The sequence below is a fragment of the Arthrobacter sp. KNU-44 genome (assembly GCF_051843155.1).
In the GTDB taxonomy this organism is placed as follows: Bacteria; Actinomycetota; Actinomycetes; order Actinomycetales; family Micrococcaceae; genus Arthrobacter.
In genome coordinates, this window is sequence record NZ_JBPXNG010000002.1 from 1248689 (window position 1) to 1264843 (window position 16155).

21 protein-coding genes are annotated in these 16155 nt (G+C 63.2%); 4 read left to right on the forward strand and 17 right to left on the reverse strand.

The annotated features are described in order from the left end of the window. Position 1 precedes the first annotated feature (1 nt). From fliQ to ACSVHC_RS06550, 5 genes are read right to left on the reverse strand one after another with little or no spacing between them, the layout of a single operon-like run. Entirely contained in the window at positions 2 to 277 is a 276-nt protein-coding gene (fliQ, locus tag ACSVHC_RS06530) for a flagellar biosynthesis protein FliQ (protein WP_268024885.1), read from the reverse strand. Next, positions 277 to 1128: a flagellar type III secretion system pore protein FliP gene (fliP, locus tag ACSVHC_RS06535; RefSeq protein ID WP_437773961.1), complete on the reverse strand. Its 852-nt coding sequence runs from the start codon at positions 1126 to 1128 to the stop codon at positions 277 to 279. Before fliP ends, fliQ begins: the two co-directional genes overlap by 1 nt. Then, positions 1128 to 1625, reverse strand: coding sequence for a flagellar biosynthetic protein FliO (fliO, locus tag ACSVHC_RS06540; RefSeq protein WP_437772550.1), 498 nt, complete (start codon positions 1623 to 1625; stop codon positions 1128 to 1130). Before fliO ends, fliP begins: the two co-directional genes overlap by 1 nt. Next, complete coding sequence (gene fliN, locus ACSVHC_RS06545; protein WP_437772549.1) at positions 1626 to 2372, reverse strand: flagellar motor switch protein FliN; 747 nt, start codon at positions 2370 to 2372, stop codon at positions 1626 to 1628. Further along, positions 2369 to 3265: a flagellar motor switch protein FliM gene (locus ACSVHC_RS06550; RefSeq protein WP_437772548.1), complete on the reverse strand. Its 897-nt coding sequence runs from the start codon at positions 3263 to 3265 to the stop codon at positions 2369 to 2371. Before ACSVHC_RS06550 ends, fliN begins: the two co-directional genes overlap by 4 nt. Positions 3266 to 3355: 90 nt before the next feature. Here ACSVHC_RS06550 and ACSVHC_RS06555 point away from each other — a divergent pair, with 90 nt between their 5' ends. Then, on the forward strand, positions 3356 to 3706 hold the full coding sequence (locus ACSVHC_RS06555) for a hypothetical protein (RefSeq protein ID WP_439180674.1): 351 nt from the start codon (positions 3356 to 3358) through the stop codon (positions 3704 to 3706). A 37-nt stretch (positions 3707 to 3743) separates the two neighbouring features. On the opposite strand, the gene ACSVHC_RS06560 is transcribed toward ACSVHC_RS06555, so the two are convergent. From ACSVHC_RS06560 to ACSVHC_RS06605, 10 genes are all read right to left on the reverse strand, one after another. After that, complete coding sequence (locus ACSVHC_RS06560) at positions 3744 to 4457, reverse strand: GAF and ANTAR domain-containing protein (protein ID WP_437772546.1); 714 nt, start codon at positions 4455 to 4457, stop codon at positions 3744 to 3746. A gap of 9 nt (positions 4458 to 4466) precedes the next feature. Beyond that, positions 4467 to 5093: a GAF and ANTAR domain-containing protein gene (locus tag ACSVHC_RS06565; protein ID WP_437772545.1), complete on the reverse strand. Its 627-nt coding sequence runs from the start codon at positions 5091 to 5093 to the stop codon at positions 4467 to 4469. Between the two features lie 247 nt (positions 5094 to 5340). After that, a complete protein-coding gene (locus tag ACSVHC_RS06570) occupies positions 5341 to 5751 on the reverse strand; it encodes a VOC family protein (protein ID WP_437772544.1) in 411 nt (136 codons plus the stop codon). Positions 5752 to 5816: 65 nt separating this feature from the next. After that, a complete protein-coding gene (modA, locus tag ACSVHC_RS06575; RefSeq protein WP_437772543.1) occupies positions 5817 to 6629 on the reverse strand; it encodes a molybdate ABC transporter substrate-binding protein in 813 nt (270 codons plus the stop codon). Then, a complete protein-coding gene (locus ACSVHC_RS06580; RefSeq protein WP_437772542.1) occupies positions 6626 to 7036 on the reverse strand; it encodes a TOBE domain-containing protein in 411 nt (136 codons plus the stop codon). The genes modA and ACSVHC_RS06580 overlap by 4 nt, the downstream gene beginning before the upstream one ends. A gap of 169 nt (positions 7037 to 7205) precedes the next feature. After that, positions 7206 to 7646: a helix-turn-helix transcriptional regulator gene (locus ACSVHC_RS06585; RefSeq protein ID WP_437772541.1), complete on the reverse strand. Its 441-nt coding sequence runs from the start codon at positions 7644 to 7646 to the stop codon at positions 7206 to 7208. Positions 7647 to 7727: 81 nt separating this feature from the next. Then, complete coding sequence (locus ACSVHC_RS06590; RefSeq protein WP_345452476.1) at positions 7728 to 8525, reverse strand: OmpA/MotB family protein; 798 nt, start codon at positions 8523 to 8525, stop codon at positions 7728 to 7730. Further along, on the reverse strand, positions 8522 to 9349 hold the full coding sequence (locus ACSVHC_RS06595; RefSeq protein ID WP_437772540.1) for a motility protein A: 828 nt from the start codon (positions 9347 to 9349) through the stop codon (positions 8522 to 8524). Before ACSVHC_RS06595 ends, ACSVHC_RS06590 begins: the two co-directional genes overlap by 4 nt. Positions 9350 to 9352: 3 nt before the next feature. Then, complete coding sequence (locus ACSVHC_RS06600; protein WP_437772539.1) at positions 9353 to 9607, reverse strand: flagellar FlbD family protein; 255 nt, start codon at positions 9605 to 9607, stop codon at positions 9353 to 9355. Between the two features lie 89 nt (positions 9608 to 9696). Continuing rightward, complete coding sequence (locus ACSVHC_RS06605; RefSeq protein ID WP_437772538.1) at positions 9697 to 10446, reverse strand: ABC transporter permease; 750 nt, start codon at positions 10444 to 10446, stop codon at positions 9697 to 9699. Positions 10447 to 10664: 218 nt separating this feature from the next. On the opposite strand from ACSVHC_RS06605, the gene ACSVHC_RS06610 reads away from it, so the two are divergent. From ACSVHC_RS06610 to ACSVHC_RS06620, 3 genes are read left to right on the forward strand one after another with little or no spacing between them, the layout of a single operon-like run. Then, positions 10665 to 11735 carry an iron ABC transporter substrate-binding protein gene (locus ACSVHC_RS06610; RefSeq protein ID WP_437772537.1) on the forward strand — a complete coding sequence of 357 codons (1071 nt, stop codon included), beginning with the start codon at positions 10665 to 10667 and terminating at the stop codon, positions 11733 to 11735. Positions 11736 to 11739: 4 nt separating this feature from the next. Continuing rightward, positions 11740 to 13350 (forward strand): ABC transporter permease, encoded by a 1611-nt coding sequence (locus ACSVHC_RS06615; RefSeq protein WP_437772536.1) that lies wholly within the window; start codon positions 11740 to 11742, stop codon positions 13348 to 13350. After that, positions 13347 to 14501, forward strand: coding sequence for an ABC transporter ATP-binding protein (locus ACSVHC_RS06620; RefSeq protein WP_437772535.1), 1155 nt, complete (start codon positions 13347 to 13349; stop codon positions 14499 to 14501). The genes ACSVHC_RS06615 and ACSVHC_RS06620 overlap by 4 nt, the downstream gene beginning before the upstream one ends. A 46-nt stretch (positions 14502 to 14547) precedes the next feature. On the opposite strand, the gene ACSVHC_RS06625 is transcribed toward ACSVHC_RS06620, so the two are convergent. Both ACSVHC_RS06625 and ACSVHC_RS06630 read right to left on the reverse strand, forming a co-directional pair. After that, on the reverse strand, positions 14548 to 15318 hold the full coding sequence (locus ACSVHC_RS06625; RefSeq protein WP_437772534.1) for a peptidase M56 family protein: 771 nt from the start codon (positions 15316 to 15318) through the stop codon (positions 14548 to 14550). Beyond that, positions 15315 to 15905, reverse strand: a complete 591-nt coding sequence (locus ACSVHC_RS06630) for an RNA polymerase sigma factor (RefSeq protein WP_437772533.1) — start codon at positions 15903 to 15905, stop codon at positions 15315 to 15317. The genes ACSVHC_RS06625 and ACSVHC_RS06630 overlap by 4 nt, the downstream gene beginning before the upstream one ends. Between the last annotated feature and the right edge of the window lie 250 nt (positions 15906 to 16155).

Sequence of the window (16155 nt, forward strand, 5' to 3'; positions counted from 1 at the left end):
TTCACGCTCCGCCGATCAGCCCGGGTATCCGGGCAAAGAGCTCGTTGGTGAAGGAGACGGCCTCGGTGATCATCCAGTGCCCGCACACCACCAAGGCCACGGCCACGGCTACTGCCTTCGGCACGAAGGACAGGGTGGCTTCCTGAAGCTGGGTGATGGACTGCAGGAGGGAAATGGCGAGGCCCACCACGAGCGCGGTTACCAAGGCGGGCGCGGCCAGCTTGGCCGCGAGGATCAGGGCCTGGAGGCAAATGTCCAGGACTGCGTTGGTATTCATCAGCCGCTCGAATAGCTCTGGATCAGGGCGGTAATCACCAATCCCCAGCCGTCCACGAGGATGAACAGCAGGATTTTGAAGGGCAGCGAGATCATCACGGGCGGAAGCATCATCATGCCCATGGACATCAGCGCGGCCGAGACCACCAGGTCGATCACCAGGAACGGGATGAAAATGACGAAACCGATGATGAACGCCGCCCGGAGCTCGGAGATCATGAAGGCCGGGATAAGGGTCTGCAATGGGACCGATTGCGGATTGGCAGGGTTGTCGAGTTTGGCCGCGCGGGTCATGAGGGCAATGTCTTCTTGCCGGGTGTGGGCCACCATGAAGTGCTGGAGTGGCGCGGATCCGGCCGAAACGGCTCCGTTGAAGTCCAGCGTTCCGTTCAGGTAGGGCTGGATCCCGACGTTGTTGATCTCGGAAATCACAGGCCACATCACGAAGATGGACAGGAAGAGCGCCAGCCCGGCCAGCACCTGGTTGGGCGGGATGGACGGGAGGGACAAGGCGTTGCGGGTCATGGCCAGCACCACGAAGATCTTGGTGAACGAGGTCATCATGAGCAGCAGGGCAGGAGCGACAGAGAGCAGCGTGATCCCGACCAGGGTCACTACCGCGGTGGACGGCTTTCCGTCCAGCCCATTGATGTTGATGCTGACGTTGCCGTTGGACGGTTGGGCCGGTGCGGTGGGAACTACGGGCGGAGTGGGTGGCGTCGGACTGACCGGCGCCGCATGTCCGGTGGACATGCCCAGCCACAGGAACAGTGCCGTCAGCAACAGTACGCAAAGCACTGCAAGCAATGTCCTGCCGGTGCGGCGGGCATCGGCAGGCCCAAGGGTCAGAATCAATTCCGGCGTCCCCTGATGGCCTCGGCGGCCTGCCGCCAGGTGGAACCGGCAAGGATGGAACCGTGCATTGGCTGTGGTTTGTCCAGTTCGCTGCGGCGGTGGATCTCGCTGCGGCGTGTGAGTCTACTGCCTTGGAGTGAAGCGGTTTGGGGCCCGTTATCCTCAAGTGACGCGCCACCGGCGTCGCGGAAGATGTCGGCGAAACTCTCGGGTACCGGAGAGCTCTCCGGTACCTCCACGGGGACGTCGCCGCTGTGCAGGACGCTGATGGCGTGCTCGGTGACACCCAAAAGGAAGCGCTTGTCGCCGGCGTCGACCACCACCACCGAGGCCTTTTGGCCGACAGTCTGCCGGCTGACCACCGTCAGGGTGGTGTTGGCCCGGCGTCGGCCCTTGGCCTTTCCTTTGAGAAGGCGGCGCTGCAGGACCCAAATGAGCCCCAGCACCGCACCCAGGGCCACGAGCACGCGCAGCCCGAGGATGAGCGAATCCATCTAGTAGATTCCCTCGGCGACGTCCAGGATGCGGGTGATGCGTACTGCGTAGTCCTGGTCCACGACGACGACTTCACCATGGGCGATCAGGCGCCCGTTAAGGAGGACATCCGCGGGCGCGCCGGCCGAGCGGTCCAGCTCGATCACTTTGCCCGGCTCCAAGGCAAGGGCGTCACGCACGGACATGCGCGTGCGGCCGATTTCCACCGTGAGGGCCATTTCGACGTTGCTGATCAGTCCGAGGCGGGCCGAAACCGCACCGGACTGGGCGTTCCGTGCGGCGGCAGTGTCCTGCACGGTCCCGTGTTCGCGGACCCGGACGGCGAACCAGCCGAACGCCTGCTCGCCGCCGGACGAGGGAGACTGGCGCAGTTCAAAAACAGCCGTTTCGGAGTCGGACAGCAGCCCTGCAGAGTCTTCCTCGCGCAACTCCCCCAGCACGCCGGCGTCGAACGCCTCGGATGCGTGTTCCATCGCCGGACGCAGTACGTCAACGACGGACACGACTCCGCCGGACACGACGCCGTTCAACCCGCCGCCGGCAGCGGCCAGGAAGGAACGGTCCGTGAGGATGAGTGCGAAGTCCGCGGTCACGGCGCCCACGAAAGTGGCGGTGACCGCGAGGGGGGCATATGGCGCAGCGGCCTGCGGCGGGACAATGCCGGAGACCTGCAGCGTGGCAGGAGTGGGCAGCTGCATCGCCAAACGCTCGGCCGCGGACTCGTGCAGGGTCAGGGTGATGCTCATCGCTGGTTCTCCTCGATTGTGACGATGACGGCGGCTGCACGGGAGCCGTTGCGGGCCGGTGCTGCGGTGGCTAGGCGGGTGCCGTTGATGGCGACGTCGAACGGCCGGTTCTCCAGGTGCGGCAGCGCAATGACGTCCCCGACGGCGAGCCCCAGGATCTGCGCAGGCGTCACCGGAGTGGGGCTCAACTGGATGGCTACGTCTACCGGCACCTGGGTGACCTGGGCGCGGACCAGCGCCTCGGCGTCGCCGCTGTGGACAGTGGGATTGACGTCGCCTAGCCCGGAAAGCAGGACGTCGGCGGGAATCGCGAGGCTGGCTGCGGCAAGGCTTTCGCCCACCTTCACGGTGAATGAGGCCACGATCATGAGCTCCGCCGGAGCCGCGGCTTGGGCGAACTGGGAGTTGTATTGGATGACGTCCATGCGCACCGGGGTGGTCAGCAGCGCGCCAAGCGAATAGCTCAGGTCCTCCAGTCCGTCTTCTACCATGCGGCTGATGAGCGCCTGCTCGATCTGGGTGAACTTCCGATCCGGGACCGCCGATTCGCTGGCCCCACCCAACATGCGGGTGACCCAGGACAATGCCGCCGTAGCAGGAAACTGCATGACGAGCCGCGACTCGCTGCCCTCGATGCGGCACAGCACCATCGAGGTGACCGAAGGCAGGGACGCGGCGTATTCGTCGTAGCTCTGCATGATGAGCTGTTCCAGGGTCGCGGTGGACTTCACGCGGACCTTGGCCGTGAGCTGTGTTCCCCATTGGCGGGCGAACGTCTCGAAGGCGACTTCCAGGACGCGGCTGTGTTGGCGCGGCAAGGTGGTGGGCCTGCGGAAGTCATAGACGTCCACGGTGCGCTGCCGTACCGCCGATTGATCTTCCTGTTCACTCACGGTTGCCACTATCGGCAAGGAAAGTGCGGGCGTAAGGGACTAATTATCGGAGCCTATCCGCGTGATGGGATGTCGGATACGGTAGGTGTGTTGCCCTGGACCCTGGCAGCGCCCTTTGTCGGCGCACGCTTCAGGAGGACATCACAAATCATGCCAGGCGACCCCAGCACCCGCACTTCTCGCGCAAGGCGTCCATCTGCCGCAGCAGACACCGAAACTTGGCGGGATTATCCGTTGGCGGAGATCGATGAGCTCATCGCGGAGCTGAAAATAAAAGTGGCGCGCTTTACGTTTTTCCGTTCGATGCAATTCGTCGATGAGACGTCGGAACTTGGAAACGGAGCTGCCTTCGAATCGATGATTGACGCCCTCGAGGATATTTCGGCCGCGGCTCTGGGCATCGAATTAGCGTCCCACCAGGAATTTCTCCGGATTCGGTAGCTTGGTGGACGGCGGCTCGGCGGACGGCCATCGTCTCTTATAGAGTCAGGGTCCGGTTGATGACGCGCGAGGCCGTGTCATGCAGATTCTGGTTGTTGGCGCGTGCAAATGAGCGTAAGCGTGCGAATGCCTCTTCCATGTCCACTCCGGCAGTGTAGGCAATGACCCCCTTGGCCTGTTCGATGAGGACCCGGCTGTTCAGGGCGCGCTGCAGCTGTTCGTTGACCACTGCCGATTCACGGATGGTGCGTTCCTGGAGGATGCCGATGGTCGCAACGTCTGCCAGCGCTTGGCCGATGGCAACGTCTTCCGGCGTCAGGGCGCCGGAATGTTCGCCGAAAAGGCCCATGGCTCCGATGGTTCTGCCTTGAACGCGCATCGGTACCGCGTGGACAGAACGGAATCCCTGTGACAGGGCGGCCTCCCGGAATTCCGGCCATTGGCCACTCAACGAGCGTATGTCCTCCACGACTACCAGAGTTCCTGTCCGGTAGCACTCGACGCACGGACCGGAGCCCGCTTGCAGCTGAAGTATTTCAACGAGCTGGCTTTGCTCGCTGGTGGAGGCCAGGACCTGCAGCTCTCCGTGAGGATCAGCAAGCAGCAACCCGGCCGCGGCGGCATCGAGCAGATCCACGGAGGCTTCGACAAGCGCATGGAGCAAGTCCAGCACGTCGTAGTCAGCAACCAACGTGTTCGTGATCTTTACGAAGGCCGCGCTGACGCGCTCGGCACGGCTTATCGTCACCATGTCGCCATATTACTGCAGACCACCACTGCCGTGGGCGTCATTTTCTGGAGCAAAACTCAAGCGTCCCTGCAGCACTGCCTCGGCTGTTTCGCGCAACGTCAGCGTATGCGCGAACGCGTGGGCACGCATCAATAAAAGTGCGTCCGCAGCGGAACTTCCTGACTGTGCCAGGACCATTCCCGTGGCCTGGTGGATTTCCCTTCGGGACATCAGCGCTGTTTCCACGGCGGGGTCCGTGTCGGACGAGTTCACCATCAGAACCCGTCGCAACAATTGCCACGCCGTCTGGCCGGCGAGGACCGACGCTGTCGCGTAATCGGGGTAGCTCAGGCTCCCGGGTTTCGTGTGGTGGAGTTCCACAACCCCGAGATCCAAAGCGCCCAGGGTCAACGGGAACACAAACAGCGCCGCAGCTTCTGTCTCCAGGACTGCTTTGCTGAATACCGGCCACGAGTACGGGTGGGAATGTCGCACATCGGGAACCAGAACCGGAAGCTTGGTGTGCAAGGCTTCCCATCTTGGACCTTCGCCCAAATCAAACTGCAGCTCATCAAGCCTGACCGCCAGCGGATCGCTCGCGCACACGAGGGTCTCCGACGCGGCCCCGCCGAACATGGACACGGCCACCCCGCTCACGGGTAGCTGAGTCAGAAACGGTTTACACAGGTCAGCGTCATCAACAGTTCCCCCTCCAACGCCGGAGTCAACCATGGAACATGCCTTGGCGGGGCGCGGAGAACTCCAGTGCGGCGTGTGCAGCATCCATGGTGAGCCTCAGATCCCCGAATCTTCCTTCGCGGCAGAATCCGGTTGCACGCGGAACCGGAACAGCTGCTCTTCACCGCTAAGAATAGACCCAACATGCCCGTGGATGCAGGTCAAGCTAGGCGGCCGGAGCCTGCGAAATCCTCACCATGTTGCCTGAGGGATCGCGGAACGCGCAGTCGCGGGGACCCCACGGCTGGTCGATCGGCTCCTGCATGACCTCCGCTCCGGAAGCCCTGACCTTCTCGAAGAGGGTGTCGACGTCGTCGGAGCGGAAGACGATCGGCCCCAGGACGCCCTTGGTGAGCAGTTCCTGGAGGGAGTCGCCGTCGGCCTTGGACCGGCCCGCGTGCGGTTCGGAAAGCACGATTTCAACACCCGGCTGGTCCGCGCTGCCGAGCGTCACCCAACGGAATCCGCCCTGCGCGACGTCGTTGAGCACCTTTAGGCCGAGGGCGTCCCGATAGAAGGTGAGTGCTTCGTCCGGATCGTTGACAGTGATGTGTGAGTACTGCAGTGAAATAGTCATGGCAACGACGTTAGTCCTGGGCGTTGACGAGCGCTTCTTGAATCCTGCTCGTTTCTTTCCAGGGGCTACGGCGTTCCGAAGCCGGCGTCGCCGAGAACCTTCTTGCCTTCGCTTCCCGTTACCAGCGCGATGAAAGCCGCGGCCAGATCCTTGTTCTTGCTGGTGCCGACTGTACCGATCGGGTATGTGTTGACGGCCTTGTCCGACTCGGGGAAAGTGATTCCCTTGACCTTGTCCCCGGCGCCCTTGACGTCGGTGACGTAGACGAGTCCGGCGTCGGCCTCCCCCGAGGCGACCTTGCCCAGGACGTCAGTGACGGAAGACTCTTCGCTGACGGGCTTCAGGGTTGTGCCGGTGGCTTTTTCGATGGTTTGGGCGGCGGAGCCGCAAGGTACTTGGCTGGCGCAGACCACCACTTTGACCCCTGGCTTGGCCAGGTCCGCGAGGGAACTGATCGACGCCGGGTTGGACGGCGGGACAGCGATGGTCAGGACGTTGGTGGCGAAGTCCTTTGCCGTTCCGTCGAGCAGCTTGGCGTCGGAGAGCTTGGCCATGTTCTTCGTGTCAGCCGAGGCGAAGACGTCCGCCGGAGCGCCCTGGGTGATCTGTGTGACGAGGTCTGAAGACCCGGCGAAGCTCAGGGCGACTTTGGTGCCCGGGTTCGAAGCCTCGAATTCGCTGGCCAGCTTGGTGAACGTTGCCTTCAGCGAGGCTGCCGCGTAAACCGTCACCGTGCCTGAGAGCTTTGGCGTTTCGTTGGCGCTGGCGGATCCGCTGCCCGCGGTGCTGGCGGTACTGCCAGAACCGCAGCCTGCAAGGCTGGCCGCGAGGGCGCCGGCAACGAGCAGCGCGGCGAAAGGCTTGCGGGTGATCCTCATATGATGCTCTTTCCTTGGGGTGTTTCGATGATGACGGTGGTCGCCTTGACCACGGCAGTGGCGACCGAGCCGAGTTCGAGCCCGAGCTCCCGGACCGCCTCGCTGCTCATGAGGGAGACGACACGGAACGGACCGCATTGCAGTTCCACTTGTGCCATGACCTTGTCGGCCGTGATGCCGGTGACCAGGCCGACGAAGCGGTTGCGTGCCGAACGGCCCACCCGGGTAGGATCCTCGGGCAGTTGGGCCTGGTCCCGCGCGACGTGGGCAAGTTCCAGCCCATCCACGGCCAGCCGCCCGGAATCATCCTTGACGGGGGTCAGCATGCCGTTCTCGGTCCAGCGCCGGACGGTGTCGTCACTGACGCCCAGGAACCGGGCTGCTTCAGATACTCGAATATTTGGCATGGCTTCAGAATAATCCTCAAATGCGGTTATTAAGGCATGTATCTTCCGCAAATCAAATGCGACCGTATTTCCAGTGGTCCCCGCTAATAGACGTCCCGGACACGCCAGAGGTCCCGCCCCATCGGGGCGGGACCTCTGGCGTACGTTGGCCGGCTACGGCTTCAGCTAGTCAGTCGCCGGTGACCGCAAGCGCTTCCCTGCGCTTGCTCGCTTCGTTCTGGCTGGGCCGCGTGCGGATCTTCGCCACGCACGCAGGCATGGCAGCCACGGCCAGGTGTTCGCGGGCGCGGTAAGTGCTCGGCGGCACCCCCACGAGTTCAGTAAAACGCGAGCTGAATGAGCCAAGCGACGTACAACCGACCTCCATGCATGCGTCGGTCACGCTCATTCCGCCGCGCAGGAGTGCCATCGCGCGCTCGATCCGGCGGGTCATGAGGTAGTTGTAAGGGGTCTCTCCGTAAGCGGCCCGGAACTGCCGGGAGAAGTGCGCCGGTGACATGAACGCATGGCTGGCCATGGTCGGCACGTCAAGAGGCTTGGCGTACTCGCGGTCGATCAAGTCGCGGGCCTTGCGCAAGTACGTGAGCCTGGCGATGTCTTCCGGGGTCATGCCACGAGCGTACCTCGGCCCGCAGGTCATTTCCACGGATCCCGACGCCGCCCCGTCACCTGCCGCGACAAGCCCGCCGCCCTATTGGCCGCCCGCCCTCGCCTTGAGTGCCTCGGGGATCAGCGCACGCACCACTTCGGGTTTATCCGAGAGGACGACGACGTCGACCCTGCGGTTGAGTTCCATCAGCGCCTCGGTCGAATCGTCGTTGACCTGCCTGGCAGATCCGAATGCGACGGCGCCGATGTGCCCGGCCGAAATGCCCCCATGGTCGACGAGGTACCTCAGGACGTTGACGGAGCGCGCAGAAGAAAGCTCCCATGTGGAGGGGTACGAGGTCACACCGTTGGCGGCGTGGCCTTCCACCATGACTTCAAGGGCCGCCTTGGCCATGGGAGGTGCGATCATGCCAAGGACCTGGCTGGCGCGGGGCGTGAGTTCCGGCCGGTCGGGTTCGAAGAAGGTCTGCGATCCTACGAGTTTCACCGTGAGCCCGCGTTCGCTGATCTGGAACTGCACATTGGCGCCCAGCCCCGCGGCGTCGAGCTTGGACTTCATCTCGTCGCGCAAGGCGGTGAGCCGGTCCGCTTCCTTGAGCGCCAGGTCCAGGTTGGAGAATCCCTGGGCGTCGGCGCTTGTGTATTCCGGCGGAACGACTGTCCCGGTGGCGGTGTCCACTTTCTGGCTGGCCACCGTGCCGAAACCCGTGGCCAGCGAATTGCGGAGCTTGTCGAATTTGGCCTGGTCCACTGTGGACATTGCGAAGAGCACGATGAACATACACATGAGCACCGTGACCATGTCCATGTAGGAAGCCATCCAGCGTTCGTCGACGTGTTCTTCCGCCGGAGGAGAACCGCGGCGGCGCCGGGACCTCATGCGGCCTTGGACGAAGCGAATTTGCCGGGGCGGGCTTCGCCGTCGTCGCTCTTCTTTGCGGTTTTCGCCTTGCCGAGCCTGTCTGCGGGAACCATGGCACGGAGCCGTTCGGCGAGGAGGAGGGGCTGGGTCCCGTTTTGCACCGCCAGGATCCCCTCCATCAGGAGGGTCATCCGCTCGATTTCGAGCTCGGAGAGTCGCTTGAGCCGCGAGGCGAACGGCAGCCAAATGAAGTTCGCAGACAACAAACCCCAGAGGGTAGCCACGAAAGCGGAGGCGATCATTGGTCCCAGATGATCGGGTGAGGAGAGGTTTTCAAGGACGTGGGTCAGGGACACCACAGTGCCGATAATGCCGATGGTCGGTGCGTAGCCGCCCAGGCTGGCGAAGAATTTGGCAGAGACGTGGTCGCTGCGCATCTTGGAGTCGATCTCGTCTTCCATGAGGATGCGCAGCTCTTCGGCATCCGTGCCGTCGGCGATATTCTGGAGGGCGCGGGCCAGAAAGGGATCTTTCTCGTCCACAGCCGCCTCTTCAAGCGAGAGAAGACCTTCGCTCCGCGCCTTCTCGGCAAAGCCGATCAGCTGGTCGATGCTGTCCTGCGGCTTGTCCGTCTTTCCCTTGAACGCTTTGGGGAGGTCCTTGAACGCCCGCACGGTGTCCCGGAACGTGTTTCCGGCCAGGCCTACGGCCAGGGTTGCACCGAAAACCAGGACCATGGGCGCGGGAAGCAGGAGGGCCATGAGGTTGGCGTCTTCGAGGGTCACCATGGCGACCACCGAGCCGAAGGCCAGGAACAGCCCGATTATTGTCGAGGGATCCATGGCTTACCTTCCATCCGGGTCCGGCGTGCGCACGAGGCTCAAGGGATAGCCCGTCACGGTGGGGAGATCCTGTGCCCGCCGAAGAATATAGGCCCGGTAGTTCGCGATCAGTTCCACGACGTCCGCGAGGCTTTCCTGCACCACGTACGTAGCGCCGTCGAGGGTCACCAGATGGGTGTCCGGGCTTTCGTGGATCCGTTCAATGATGTCCGGATTCACGGCAAAGCGGGTGCCGTTCAGGCGGGTGACAACGATCATGGGCCGTTTCTGCTTTAGGTAGGGAGGCGCTTGTAGGAGTGCGGTTCAATTCCTACTGTCGGCCGGCGGCAGGCTCCCGTTAGGCAGTGTCAGCGTAGCGTCGCTGGACGCACACGTACCGGCGCAAGGATTCCGATGATCATGACGGCGGTGATGGAACCTGCCGCCATGATTGCCGCGAGCACCACTATCTGGAAGCGGCCTGCCTCAAAGGGAGAAACCCCACCAAAGATGGCCCCGACGAACGCGCCGGGCAAGGTGACTAGTCCCGTGGTCTTGGTTTGATCGGTTGACGGGATCAGGGCCGAATAGACGGTCCGCCTGGCAAGGTCCAGGGTTGCCTGCCTCGGAGTGGCGCCAAGTGCCAGCCACCCCTCCACTTCCTCCCAGTGCTCGTAAACGGATTCCTTGAAGCGCCGGCCGGCCAGGACTGCGATGGTCATGCCGTTGCCAATGACGATCCCGCCGATCGCGAGCGCGTACCGGGGGGTGAACGCGATGGCTCCCGTCGCGAAAATGACGGCGAGCGTTATTCCGATGCCAGCAGCCATGGAGCCGCTGACCAGGCCCAAATGGGGCAGGCTCCAGCCAATGCGTCGCGTGGCACTCATCGCGGCTACTGCGAACATCACAAGAAGTGCGACGGCCACCCACAGCGGGCTAGTGATCACACCGCCCAGGACAAAACTGATCGCCGCGAGCTGCACCGCTCCGCGGAGGATGGCTAGTGCAGGCGCGAAAGGGTGCGGGATCCGGAACACCAAGAGCAGCGCCAACGTGGCCGCCATCAGAACGCCGACGCCGACGAAGGTCGGCAGGAATTCGGCGAGACCGGGCATGGAGCCAGCTTATCGACTGCCGCAAGGCACTCGCTCAAACGACGACACGCCGCCATTCGCGTATTAGGTCATGTAAATCTTTCGTAATGCATGTGATTCCGGTCACGATGGGGTGTTCTGGATGGAAATTTAGGTATGGCTAACCTAAAGTTTCAAGCTGTGAGCCCGCATTTCCTTCCCCCGGGCTCCCTTGGATTTGCTCGCAGAAAGAAGCCCTCATGAAGATTCGCGCAAATGCGCTGGCCGGCATCGCACTCGCCGCCACTGCAGCCCTCAGCCTGACCGCTTGCGGCAACGGCACCGCCTCCTCGGCAGCCACCGGCTCCGCCTCCGCCGACGCTGCTACTTCCACTAAAGTGGCCGGGGAAATCACCGTCTACAACGCCCAGCACGACACCCTGACCAAGGAATGGGTGGATGCGTTCACCAAGGAGACCGGCGTCAAGGTCACCATCCGGCAGGGGTCCGACACCGAGCTCTCAAACCAGATCATCCAGGAAGGTGCGGCATCCCCGGCCGACGTCTTCCTGACGGAGAACTCCCCGGCCATGGCCCAGGTTGAGAACGCTGGCCTCTTCGCGGACATCGACAAGGCCACCGTGGACCAGGTCCCGGCCGCGTACCGTCCGTCCACCAACAAGTGGACCGGCATCGCCGCCCGCTCCACCGTCCTGGTCTACGACAAGACCAAGATCAGCGACGACAAGCTGCCCAAGTCCATGCTCGACCTGGCCAAGCCGGAGTGGAAGGGCCGGTGGGCCGCTTCGCCGTCGGGTGCTGACTTCCAGGCCATTGTTGCCGCGCTCCTCGAGCAGAAGGGCGAGGCCGCCACCACTGAGTGGCTCAAGGGCATGAAAGACAACTTCAAGGCATACAAGGGCAACAGCACCGCCATGAAGGCGGTCAACGCCGGAGAAGTCGACGCCGCGTTGATCTACCACTATTACTACTACGGCGACCAGGCCAAGACCGGCGAGAACTCCAACAAGGTCACCCCGTACTTCTTCAAGAACCAGGATCCCGGCGCCTTCCTGTCCGTCTCCGGCGGCGGCGTGCTGAAATCCTCCAAGAACTCCGCGGCTGCCCAGGCCTTCATCAAGTTCATCACCGGCAAGCAGGGCCAGGAAGTCCTCAAGAACGGGACCTCCTACGAATACGCCATCGCCTCCAACGTGGACTCGAACGCTAAACTCGTTCCCATCAAGGATCTTCAAGCTCCCACCGTGGATCCGGCCAAATTGAACTCCGCAAAGGTCACCGACCTGATGACCAAGGCAGGACTGCTGTAATTCTGTGACCACTGATCTATCGGCCCGCATCTCCCCGGAAGTTCCCGAGGCTTCGGCGAGCACGACGACGGCGGGCAGGGGCAAGCGCCCCCGCCCGCCTTTCGGCGTTTCTGCAATATCCCTCCTGGCCGTGCTGATCGCACTGTTTTCGCTCATCCCGCTCGGATACGTCGCTTACATGACGGCCGCGACCGGGTGGGACACCGCCGTCGCGCTCATCTTCCGGCCCCGCGTTGGCGAACTGCTCCTCAACACCGTCATGCTGGTGGTCTTCACGGTCCCCATCTGCCTGGTGTTGGGAGTCGGTGGCGCGTGGCTCGTGGAGCGGACCAAGCTGCGAGGGCATCGCTGGTGGGCCGTGGCGCTGGCAGCCCCACTGGCCATCCCGGCCTTCGTCAACAGCTATGCGTGGGTGACTGCAGTCCCATCGCTTGAGGGCATCTGGTCCGGCGTGCTTATCGCCACCCTGTCCTATTTCCCCCTCGTCTACATTCCCGCGGCGGCGACGCTGGGGCGTCTCGACCCCGCGATTGAGCAGTCCGCGGCCTCCCTCGGTTTGGGACCATGGGCCATCTTCTTCCGGGTTGTCCTGCCACAACTACGGATCGCCATGACTGGTGGCGCGCTCCTGGTGTCGCTGCACCTGCTGGCTGAATACGGCGCGTTCGCGATGATCCGCTTCGACACGTTCACCACTGCGATCATGACCCAGTTCCAATCCACGTTCAACGGCACCGCCGGAAACATGTTGGCAAGCGTCCTGGTGTTCTTCTGCCTCATCCTGCTCTTGGCCGAAGTCAGGAGCCGCGGTAACGCACGCTACGCCCGCATCGGTTCCGGTGCCCAGGCCAAGCCGATCAAGCTTCCCCTGCACCACTACCAGATTCCGTCCCAGCTCGCCCTGCTTGCCCTCACCGTTTTGGCCTTCGGATTGCCGATCTTTTTTGTCCTGCGCTGGGTGGTGGCCGGTGGCGCCCGCGTCTGGTCAGCCGACGAATTCCTTCCGGCGCTGCTCCAGACCCTCGCTTATGGCACGGTAGGCGCCGCGGCGACAATCGTCGTCGGCTTCCCCATGGCCTATCTGGCCGTGCGGCACCCGAGCTGGTTCAGCAAGATGCTTGAACTCTCCAATTACGTCACCAGCTCCCTGCCCGGCATCGTGGTGGGCCTCGCCTTCGTGACCGTGAGCATCCGGATGGTTCCAGGCGTGTACCAGACGTCCGGGGTCCTGATTGCTGCCTACGTGCTGCTGTTCCTGCCGCGGGCCCTAGTCAACATCCGCTCCGGACTGGCCCAGGCTCCCAAGGAACTCGACGAGGCCGCGCAATCGCTCGGCAAGGCCCCGCTGGTGTCCTTCCTGAAGGTGACGCTGCGCCTCACAGCTCCGGCCGCCGCCGGCGGGGCCGCGCTTGTGTTCCTCGCCATCGTCAACGAGCTGACGGCAACACTGCTGCTGTCCCCGAACGGCACGCACACCCTGGCCACCGAATTCTGGAGCAAGAGCAGCGAGATCGACTATTCGGGCGCGGCACCCTACGCCCTGCTCATGATCCTGTTGTCTGCCCCCATGACGTACTTGCTTTTCCAACAGTCCAAGAAAGTAGCCGGACAGTGACCGAACAATCCCCCTCAAGGCTTCCGTCACCCCGCGTAGCGGCTTCGGTGGCTCCCACCACCAACACGCATCTGGACATCGCCGAGGTCACCAAGAACTTCGGCTCGCAGGCCGTGCTGAAGGGCGTGAACCTCTCCGTGGCCAAGGGCGGAACAACCGCCATCGTCGGTCCTTCCGGTTCCGGCAAGACCACACTGTTGCGCCTCATCGCCGGCTTTGAGCACCCGGACACCGGCTCCATCAGCCTCAGCGGAAACAAGGTAGCCGGAAACGGGATCTGGGTACCTGCCCACAAGCGGCACGTCGGCTATGTTGCCCAGGACGGCGCGCTTTTCCCGCACCTCACGGTGGGGCAGAACATCGCATTCGGGCTGGACAAGTCAGCGCTCGACGGCGGCCGCCGCGCCGTGAAGACGCGCGTCCAGGAGCTGCTCGACATGGTTTCCCTCGATGCGGACATGGCAAAGAGGCGGCCCCACCAGCTTTCGGGAGGCCAGCAGCAACGGGTGGCACTCGCCCGCGCCCTGGCCCGCGAACCCCAACTCATGCTGCTCGACGAGCCGTTCTCCGCGCTCGACGCCGGCCTCCGCGTGGCCACCCGGCGGGCCGTGGCGAAGGTCCTGAACGAAGCCGGAGTGACCACCATTTTGGTGACCCACGATCAAGCCGAGGCCCTGTCCTTCGCGGATCAAGTGGCGATCATGCGCGGCGGAAAGCTGGCGCAGATCGGCAATCCCTTCGTTGTGTACACGCGTCCTGCAGACCGGGCAACGGCCGAGTTCCTCGGTGACGCCGTCATCCTGGACGCTTGGATGGAAGGCTCCCTGGCCACGTGTTCCCTGGGCGGTATACCCGTGCGCCGTCCCCCGGCACAAGGCCTCGTCCAATTGATGCTCCGCCCGGAACAGATCCGGATTGCCCCCGACGGCCCCATCCGCGGAGTGGTTGTCGATACCGACTACTTCGGCCCCGAGACGACAGTTCGGATCAAGCTCGCTCCGCGCGTTCCCGCCGAAAGTACAGCCCGGACCTACCCGGGAGGCGGCGAAGTCATTACCATCCGCCACTGGAACGCTTCCATCACCAGGCCAGGCACTGAACTGTGCCTCCGCGTGGTGGGCGAAGGCGTGGCGTTCCCTGTGGAGGGTTAGGGAATCGGCGTGATGCCGACGCCGCCATTGGACCCGATGGCTGCCTTCACTTAATCACGAATTCCCCGATGATGGTCTTGCCGTCGGACTCGTAAACAGGTACGGGAAATGACTTTCCCCGTCGGGCCTCTTGCCAGGCGAGTGCATCCTCCGGGCTCTTGAAGGTCTTCATGGCCGCCGTCCCGTCGGCTTCGTCGAGGTCCGTTTTGTAGGCGTACCCGGACTGACCATTGCTTGCCATCACGGCAACAAGGTCAGGACTGCCGTTCTGGTTCTCCGCACCGAACGTGTTCCCGCCAAGGTTCACGCCCCACCCTGTTGCTTCCCGCTTAATGTATTTGGCTGTGAGGCGCCAACTGTTTGCCGGATCTGTCTTGATCGTCACGCTGCGTTGGCCTGGGAGGAGCTTGATCGTGTAGCCGGACCAGCTGGCGCTTGTTCCGACGTCGGGGGCCGCGCAAGTGCTGCTTGCTCCGTCTTCGTATTCAAATCTTCCCGGCGTCAGGCATGTTAGTTCCAGCCCAACTGCATTGGCTCCGACCGGTGGAACGCCAAGTGTCACGGATGCCGTTCCGGTGTGCGTTTCGGTCACGGCAGGGGCGAGCGTGGTGATGCGGTCTCCGCCGGGAATTGTGAGGAATCCGGCGGCCGCAGCACCGACGCCGCCCAGGACTCCTGCGCCAGCCAACGCGACTCCCCCGATCCACAGGCGCCGGGTTCGTTTCCGAGAGCGGACGGGGGACGCAGTCTGCACCCGGGAAACCAGTTCTGCACGCAATGCTTTGCTGAACGCTTCGTCCAGAGGGAGTCCGTTCATCGTTTGCCTCCTTCGAAGGCTGGAATGGATTTCGCATCAACTGGCCCGGTGATCGCACTTTTCATCCGCTGACGCGCCCGGTGCATCCGAACTTTGGCGGTCCCAGGAGTCATTTTCAGGATCCCTGCAGCGGCAACAACCGAATACCCCTCGAAAATCACCAGACTGACCAGTTGCAAATCGACTTTGCCGAGCGTTCCCAAGGCTTTGGCTGCATCCCCGGAGATGTCCTTCTGCAAGTACGCCGACTCACTGGACTCAGCGGGCTCCGGTGTTCGCTCGATTGACGCCAAGAGCTTTCGGTACCGAGCGGTGGCTCTCGCCGTGTTCCTGGCCGCGTTGGTCGTGGTCACGAGCAGCCATGGAAGAACTGAACCATCGACGATGCGCACCCGGTGCCTCTTCCGCCACAATTCCAGGAACGCTGCGGCAAGAACGTCTTCAGCATCATGACGGTTGGCGGTCAGCCGATAGGCGTGACGGAAGACTCTCTCACGGTATCGGTCGAACAATTTCCCAAAAGCGTCTGCGTTGCCCTGTACGCTTTCCGCCCAGAGCGCCCGCTCGTCAGATTCAACGTTCCCCATGCACTGTATTGTCCGCGACGGGCCAAAAGGTTACGTCGAACAGTGAGATCTCGGGAAAGCGGCTGCTACGGATGCATCGGAAACTGACAGGCCGACGATTGCGCACCGCAAGCGGGCGTGCTACCGTGGCGGCGATCGTGATCTATCAGCAGGAGGTGAGTCCCATGAACGCAGTATCCGCAATGGGTGCTCCCCTGCAGTCCACGATCGCGCGACTGACCTAGTCGCCACCGGGAGCGCCAAACAGGCA

What these genes read in the sequence shown, in the direction of transcription:
- fliQ (WP_268024885.1), bottom strand. Translation starts at nt 277, where the DNA reads ATGAATACCAACGCAGTCCTGGACATTTGCCTCCAGGCCCTGATCCTC.
- fliO (WP_437772550.1), bottom strand. Translation starts at nt 1,625, where the DNA reads ATGGATTCGCTCATCCTCGGGCTGCGCGTGCTCGTGGCCCTGGGTGCG.
- fliN (WP_437772549.1), bottom strand. Translation starts at nt 2,372, where the DNA reads ATGAGCATCACCCTGACCCTGCACGAGTCCGCGGCCGAGCGTTTGGCG.
- ACSVHC_RS06560 (WP_437772546.1), bottom strand. Translation starts at nt 4,457, where the DNA reads ATGGTGACGATAAGCCGTGCCGAGCGCGTCAGCGCGGCCTTCGTAAAG.
- ACSVHC_RS06570 (WP_437772544.1), bottom strand. Translation starts at nt 5,751, where the DNA reads ATGACTATTTCACTGCAGTACTCACACATCACTGTCAACGATCCGGAC.
- modA (WP_437772543.1), bottom strand. Translation starts at nt 6,629, where the DNA reads ATGAGGATCACCCGCAAGCCTTTCGCCGCGCTGCTCGTTGCCGGCGCC.
- ACSVHC_RS06580 (WP_437772542.1), bottom strand. Translation starts at nt 7,036, where the DNA reads ATGCCAAATATTCGAGTATCTGAAGCAGCCCGGTTCCTGGGCGTCAGT.
- ACSVHC_RS06585 (WP_437772541.1), bottom strand. Translation starts at nt 7,646, where the DNA reads ATGACCCCGGAAGACATCGCCAGGCTCACGTACTTGCGCAAGGCCCGC.
- ACSVHC_RS06590 (WP_345452476.1), bottom strand. Translation starts at nt 8,525, where the DNA reads ATGAGGTCCCGGCGCCGCCGCGGTTCTCCTCCGGCGGAAGAACACGTC.
- ACSVHC_RS06595 (WP_437772540.1), bottom strand. Translation starts at nt 9,349, where the DNA reads ATGGATCCCTCGACAATAATCGGGCTGTTCCTGGCCTTCGGCTCGGTG.
- ACSVHC_RS06600 (WP_437772539.1), bottom strand. Translation starts at nt 9,607, where the DNA reads ATGATCGTTGTCACCCGCCTGAACGGCACCCGCTTTGCCGTGAATCCG.
- ACSVHC_RS06605 (WP_437772538.1), bottom strand. Translation starts at nt 10,446, where the DNA reads ATGCCCGGTCTCGCCGAATTCCTGCCGACCTTCGTCGGCGTCGGCGTT.
- ACSVHC_RS06610 (WP_437772537.1), top strand. Translation starts at nt 10,665, where the DNA reads ATGAAGATTCGCGCAAATGCGCTGGCCGGCATCGCACTCGCCGCCACT.
- ACSVHC_RS06625 (WP_437772534.1), bottom strand. Translation starts at nt 15,318, where the DNA reads ATGAACGGACTCCCTCTGGACGAAGCGTTCAGCAAAGCATTGCGTGCA.
- ACSVHC_RS06630 (WP_437772533.1), bottom strand. Translation starts at nt 15,905, where the DNA reads ATGGGGAACGTTGAATCTGACGAGCGGGCGCTCTGGGCGGAAAGCGTA.